The sequence below is a fragment of the Prochlorococcus marinus str. GP2 genome, from assembly GCF_000759885.1.
Lineage (GTDB): Bacteria > Cyanobacteriota > Cyanobacteriia > PCC-6307 > Cyanobiaceae > Prochlorococcus_A > Prochlorococcus_A marinus_J.
In genome coordinates, this window is sequence record NZ_JNAH01000006.1 from 20,398 (window position 1) to 27,563 (window position 7,166).

General features: G+C 29.8%; 6 protein-coding genes. 4 read left to right on the forward strand and 2 right to left on the reverse strand.

The features are described 5' to 3' along the window. Positions 1–6 precede the first annotated feature (6 nt). Positions 7–1,335, reverse strand: coding sequence for a histidine phosphatase family protein (locus EU91_RS03025; protein WP_032524699.1), 1,329 nt, complete (start codon positions 1,333–1,335; stop codon positions 7–9). 116 nt (positions 1,336–1,451) lie between these two features. On the opposite strand from EU91_RS03025, the gene EU91_RS03020 reads away from it, so the two are divergent. The 4 genes from EU91_RS03020 (at position 1,452) to tal (ending at position 6,168) form a co-directional block, all read left to right on the forward strand. Continuing rightward, positions 1,452–2,813 (forward strand): CPBP family intramembrane glutamic endopeptidase, encoded by a 1,362-nt coding sequence (locus tag EU91_RS03020; RefSeq protein WP_032524700.1) that lies wholly within the window; start codon positions 1,452–1,454, stop codon positions 2,811–2,813. 84 nt (positions 2,814–2,897) lie between these two features. Continuing rightward, positions 2,898–3,326 carry a hypothetical protein gene (locus tag EU91_RS03015; protein WP_032524701.1) on the forward strand — a complete coding sequence of 143 codons (429 nt, stop codon included), beginning with the start codon at positions 2,898–2,900 and terminating at the stop codon, positions 3,324–3,326. Then, the gene (locus EU91_RS03010; protein WP_032524702.1) at positions 3,326–5,077 is read left to right on the forward strand and encodes a peptidoglycan D,D-transpeptidase FtsI family protein; all 1,752 of its coding nucleotides are present in this window, start codon (positions 3,326–3,328) and stop codon (positions 5,075–5,077) included. Before EU91_RS03015 ends, EU91_RS03010 begins: the two co-directional genes overlap by 1 nt. A gap of 89 nt (positions 5,078–5,166) precedes the next feature. Next, positions 5,167–6,168, forward strand: coding sequence for a transaldolase (gene tal, locus EU91_RS03005; protein ID WP_032524706.1), 1,002 nt, complete (start codon positions 5,167–5,169; stop codon positions 6,166–6,168). A 24-nt stretch (positions 6,169–6,192) separates the two neighbouring features. Here the strand turns inward: tal and EU91_RS03000 are convergent. Then, the coding region (locus EU91_RS03000; protein WP_032524703.1) for an NAD(P)/FAD-dependent oxidoreductase at positions 6,193–7,166 on the reverse strand (974 nt) is incomplete at its 5' end.

Below are 7,166 nucleotides of genomic sequence, written 5' to 3' on the forward strand. Positions count from 1 at the left end.
TTTAATTCAAAGTGCTCCTGAAGCAGTTGAATCAATTATTCCTCCTAGGTGGGTTGTAATATTTAGAGCGCTAATCACAGGGGGCTTATTGGGATCATTAAAAAGGTCAATTATCGTTATGCCACCATTACCTTGTTTAATCATCCATATATTTGAATAATTAATGCCCAGGATGTTGCAAATTAGAGTTTTGTTGACTGCATCATGAGCAACTAGAAGACTTAGATCATTATCTTTTTGAGATGCACAAATTTTGTTAAAAGCATCTACGGATCTTTCTGATACATCTTTTATAGATTCACCTTCTGGCATTATTACTTCTTCAGGTTTATCATGCCATTTTTTTAGCAAAGCAGGCCACTGTTCTCTTATTTCTACTTCCAGTTTACCCTCCCATAATCCGTGACTGATTTCTACAAGTGAATCTATTCTTTCTATTTTTAAATTTTGGCTATTTTGAAGGATGATTTGTGCAGTCTCATAAGGCCTATGCATTGAACTTGAAAATGCCTTATTGAAAGAAATATTTTTCAAATATTCAAAAGTCTTTCTAGCTTGATCTTTTCCTTTCTCATTTAAAGGAATATCAATTTGGCCTTGAAATCTACCTTCTTTGTTCCAGTTGGTTTCACCATGCCTTATTAGAAATATTCTTGAATCTCCAATTTTATTGGGAATATTTTTATTAAGATGGGAAGTTTGATTTAAGCATTCAATTTGAGTCTTAAAAGAGTTATCTTTCCTTGAAATATTAAGTATCGAGAAAGAAGCATTTTCTAATCTTATTTTTCTAAAACCTTGCTTAGGCTTTCCCAATAATAAGAGTATTAAACATCTAAGAATTGCATTATGTCCAACAACTAAAATATTTACATCATCTTTGTCTAGATAAATTTTTAAAATATCTTCTACAAAATTTGTTGCTTGAAAAAATAACTCTTGAATTGGCTTGTAAGTTTTATTGTCATTTCTTTTTAAGATAAGATTTTCTGGATCATTTTTCCATATAGAGTAAATTTCTGGAAAATTCTTTTTTATTTCATCAATTTTCAGACCAGACCATTCACTAAGATCCACCTCTAGCAAATTATCGTCGAATACAATATTTTGTTCTTTATTGAAGTTCTTTTTAATTGTTTTTGCAGTCTCTGCCGCTCTCACAAGTGGGGAGGAATAGATTTTATCGAATTTTATTTTTGATAATGCTTTGCCTGCTTTTCGGGCTTGTTCGTATCCTTCATCAGTTAATAATGAATCATCTGTTCTTCCTTGAATTAATCCTTTTGCATTGAAACTACTTAGTCCATGCCTTACTAAAACTAATCTTATAGCCATTATATAAATTTGAAAATTAAGATAATTTAATCATCTCATGGCGTGATTAAAATAGATACATAAGTATAAGAAAATTCAATGATAACTAACTATAATTTTCAAGAATATAATAAGGTATGATCTTTAAAAATATTTCTAAGTCAAAACTCGCTTTAGCTTTTATTTCCATCGTCATAACTTTTTTTGTATGGCAACAAGGCTTACGAGATAGTTTAAATAGACCATCTGTCTCATTTGATATTAGTCAAAAAGAGCAAGAAATTGCCGAATTATCTGTCCAATCAATACCTGTAAATCTTAAAAAATTTTTTATTATTAATGATCCTGTTGTTCAACTAAATAAATCACTTTCTGATGTCTCATTTGAAGAATTAACGGAAAGAAATAAATTAATTCGAATAATTACTTCAGAATCAAATGATCCCATAATCTATAAAAATATATCCAAAGATTTTGAAAATAAAAACTTTAAATTTCTTATTGATGAGATAGAAAAAAAATCTAATAATAATTCATATAAAGCAAATTCTGAAAAATTTGATTTATTTAAAGGGGATAGATTTTTATATCACCTTTTAAGCAAGAAATTTGATTTTGACGATAGTGTATTAATAACAAAATCATTTTCAAGGAAAATGTTTTTTAAAATATTAGCAATAAGACTAATACCACTTTTAACAATACTTATTGGCTCTATTCTGGCTTTAAAAATATTATGGAGAACCATATCGTTGAAAAAATTTGGTTGGAAAGAAATTAAGTCCTTAGATTTAGAATTAATAGATATGATTTTATTAATTTCAGGTGGATTTGTTGTTTTGGGAGAAGTGGTATCACCTTTGTTTTCTATCAGTTTGGTTGAACTTTTTTCTAAAAATATCTCTAATGAATTGTCTCAATCTTTAAAAATTTTCTTTGGATATCTTTTTATGGCTATTCCTCCATTATGGATAGTTTATTATCAAATTAAATCTTTGAATGGTGAATTTAATTTTAAAGAGGATTATTTACAGTTCAATTTCTTGCCAATAAAATATGCAATTATTCAGGGAATTAAAGGATGGTTAACAATAATTCCTTTTGTTTTATTAACCTCTCTTATTATGAATAGTCTGATCGATAATCAGAATGGTAGTAACCCATTGCTAGAAATTGTTCTTAATAATAATAATTACTTATCATTTTTTCTTTTATTTGTAACAACAACTTTAGTAGCTCCTCTATTTGAAGAGATTATATTTCGCGGTATTTTACTACCAACTCTTTCAAGAGATTTTGGAGTAATTTCGGGCATCATAGTTTCAGCTTTTATCTTTGCATTAGCCCATTTAAGTTTGGGAGAAATGCCACCATTGTTTATTCTAGGGATTGGATTAGCAATTACAAGAATTGCTTCTGGGAGTTTGTTTTCCTCAGTGATTATGCATTCTTTATGGAATGGATTGACTTTCTTAAATTTGTTCTTATTGAGGACATAAAGAATTTAATTTTTACTTGCGAATCAAATAAAAAGGTGTTTATTTAATTAATAACACTTCTTTTATTAAAATAATAAATCATAGATGAAACCTTATAGGAATCAACTTAATTTAGAAAAAAAGGTTTCTTATGAAAGTAAAAAAAACTCTGAAAAAATATCCATAATTAATATCAAATTTATACATCAAATTTTCGACACAATTAATATCTCTTTTTTGGTATTAATTTTCACATTATTTTTCTTGTCTTTTAATAGTCAAAGAAAATGGTCAAATACATATAGAAACTTATCTAAAACAAGAGCTATCAATAATAATCTGATTGATTTTATTTCTAAAATTGAGGAATTTTATATTAGTGAACTTGAATCTATTAAAACTTATAGAAAAACTAAACCTGAAGATTTAATTTATCTAGATAAACTTCCAGAAAAAAAAGAAAGTTTATTTAAGAAAAATTTAAGTATTTTCATTGAAGGTGTTATTGATAGCAAATATCAAAGGGGATATTGATGAAAAAATACAAAAAAATTGTTCATCTACTACCCCTTGATCAAAGAAGATTTAAATTTCTCTATATTTCTAGTTTACTATTAATATTATGCTTGTTTGGTAGGTTAGTTAAATTGCAAGTATTTAACTCCTCTGATTTGCAAAGGAAAGCTAGATTAATACATTCTTCTAAAACTAACGCCTTAAAAAAAAGGAGAGCGATTGTTGATAGAAATAGTAGACTAATTGCTTACGATAAACCGCTCTATAAATTATGGGCCCATCCAAAATATTTTAATTTTCCTGGTGATTCAATTAACAGAGTTCGTAGTATTGAAGAAGTTACAGAAAAATTGTCACCTATCTTGGATATAAATGGTGAAATACTCTTGAGTAAATTTAATAATAAAATAAGTGGTATCAAGCTTTTGGATGAAATTTCTGAAGAAAAGGCAGAAAAGATTAAAAACCTTCAAATAAGCGGACTTGATTTGTTTAAATATTCGCAGAGATATTATCCACAAGGGGAGATTTACTCTAATCTTGTCGGTTTTGTTAATGATGAAAATATAGCTTCAGCAGGTTTAGAACTTCATTTGGATAATCAAATTAAAGTTTTCAATAAAAGTAATTTTCTCAAAATAGGAGGAGATGGAACACCTCTACCAGATAATTCATCCCCAGGTGATTTTATTTCTGATTACAAAAAATTAGGCCTAACTATAGATTCAAAATTACAGAAAGCGTCATTCAATGCATTATCAAAGCAAGTAAGCAAATGGAAAGCAAAGAAGGGATTTGCCATAGTTATGGACGTTAATAATGGTCAGATTCTCTCCTTGGTTTCAGTCCCTTCGTACGATCCAAATAAATTTTGGCAGTATGATTCTGAACTTTTTAGGGGTTGGTATTCTCAAGATTTATTTGAGCCTGGTTCAACTTTTAAGCCTATAAATCTTGCCTTAGCGCTAGAAGAAAAAGTAATCCAAAAAGATGGATTAGTTGAAGATAGTGGAAAGATTAATGTTGGAGGATGGACACTTTCGAATTGGGATAAAAAAGGTAATGGATATATTGACTATCCAAAAGTATTGCAGGTTTCAAGTAATGTTGGGATGGTAAAAATAATGCAAAATTTAGACCCCACAATTTATTGGGATTGGCTAAAAAATTTAGGTATAAATAAAAATTTAGAGACTGACTTATTTGAATCAACTGCTGGTCAATTAAAGAAAAAAGATTTATTTGTAAATCAATCAATTGAGCCTGCTGTAACTTCTTTTGGTAAAGGGTTCTCAATCTCGCCACTTAAATTGGTTCAACTTCATGCAGCTCTAGCAAATGGGGGTTATGAAGTTACTCCTCATGTAACCTCAAGCTTCAAAGATACAATTTATAAATATCCAAAAAAACAATTTTTTTCACAAGAGGTTTCACAAACTGTTCTTGAATGGATGGAGAGTGTAGTTGATAAAGGTAGTGGATCTGGAGTGAAAATCGAGGGTTACAGGATAGCTGGGAAAACGGGCACTTCTCAAAAAGCTTTAAATGGCTCTTATACAAGTAAAAAAGTTTGTAGTTTTGTCGCGACCTTACCAGTTAATGATCCCAAATATGCAGTACTTGTAGTCGTTGATGAGCCATCTAAGTCATATGCATATGGTTCAACTGTTGCGGTACCTGTTGCGAAAGAAATTATAGAGAGTCTGATAGTAATTGAAAAAATACCTCCTAATACTGAAAATTATGGAATGATTGTTAAAAAACCCTAAAATTTTCCAATTTTTATAAATATTTGGTTCATTATTTGATGATTTCATCAAGAATAAAAGCTAGCTTATATATATACGATTATCTAGATATGAAATCAATTTTAGAACAATTATCTTCAATGACCGTTGTTGTTGCTGATACTGGAGATTTAGATTCGATAAAAAAATTTCAACCAAGGGACGCTACCACAAATCCATCACTAATACTTGCTGCTGCTAAGAACCCTGATTATGTGAAATTAATTGATAAAGCTTTAGAAAGTTCAGAAAATGAATTGCACAAAGGATTCTCTGAAATTGAATTAATTAAAGAAACTGTTGACCAAGTTTCAGTATTTTTTGGAAAAGAAATATTGAAAATTATTTCAGGGCGCGTATCTACAGAAGTTGATGCAAGATTGAGCTTTGATACTGAAGCTACCGTACAAAAAGCTAGAAAATTGATCAATCTTTACAAAAATTTTGGAATTGAAAAGGAAAGAATTTTGATTAAGATTGCCGCAACTTGGGAAGGAATTAAGGCAGCTGAAATTTTGGAAAAAGAGGGTATTAAGTGCAACTTAACTTTACTTTTTAACTTCTGCCAAGCGGTAACTTGCGCCAATGCAAAGATAACTCTAATTTCTCCTTTCGTTGGCCGCATACTGGATTGGCATAAAGCAAAAACTGGTAAAACTAGTTTTGTTGGTGCTGAAGACCCTGGTGTTATTTCGGTTACACAAATTTACAAGTACTTTAAAGAAAAGGGATTTAAGACAGAAGTAATGGGAGCGAGTTTTAGAAATCTTGATGAAATAAAAGAATTAGCAGGTTGCGATCTTTTAACAATCGCTCCAAAATTTCTTGAGGAACTGAAAAAAGAAAAAGGAGAGTTAATTAGAAAATTAGATATAAGTACTCAAATAAACAATTCTGTTGACTACAAATTTGAAGAAAAAGATTTCAGATTAAGTATGTTAGGAGATCAAATGGCGAGTGAGAAGCTTAGTGAAGGCATCACTGGATTCAGTAAGGCTATAGAAGAATTGGAAGAGCTGCTACTTAAGAGATATTCAGAAATTAAAAATCATAACTTGATTTCTGCTAACTAAATTTAAGTTTGAATTGAAAAAGAATCAAGACCCACTTTTTGTTAAAAGTCTTCTGATAACTCTTTTTGCAATATCTTCATAACTCATTTCTCCTGATAATATTTGAGCAATACGTTTAGGTGCTGTTTTTCTTTTAATACCTAATTGGTATCCAGTTCTGGGAAATCTATAAAATACCTGGGCTATTCTTCTCCCCCAAGCCATTGATCTACCCCAAATATTGTTGATTTTTTTCGTATAAAAATTTAAATCATCAACTTTTCCTGATAGACACTGATCTATGTATCCTGCAGCATAAAAACTGCTAATTAAAGAAGGTCTAATTCCTTCAGCTAAAAATGGATCACATAGAGATGCTGCATCACCAACAGCTAAAACTTTGTCACCATTAATTGAGTGGAAGCCATTCCATATTCTAAGTTTCTTACTAATTGGTGTATTAGAAAAATCATCAAAACCAAAGCTTCTTATCACTTTTTTATTTATAGCCTGATTTTCTAAGAGACCATTATTTATAAAAGTACCTAAACCAATATTTAAGCTTTCTCTAAGGGGGAATGCCCATGCAAACCCATATTTTATAAATCCAAACTCAAATCTAACTGCATCTCTAGGTATTTCACCTAACCCTTTTAATCTTAATGAGATTGTGTTCGCAAATTTAGGTTTTCTTGGCCCTAAATTGAAATATCCTGCCCATTCGGATTGGGAACCATCTGCAATAACAAGAAATTCTGATATGTATTTTATTTTGTTATTGCATGTAATTTCCCATTTATCATTTTTTTTGATGATTTTTTCTATCAATAATGGTCTTATTATCTGAACTCCATTATTCAAGGACTCATTAAGTAATAATTGATCAAGTTTCTCTCTTTTAATAATCCAAAATGGGGATTCACCAGTAAGATCAGCCGTCACATTATCTGTAGCTTTCCATCTGAATTCAACATTCTTAATTTTTGATTCTATGGAGTCTTCTATATCTAAAGGAAGAA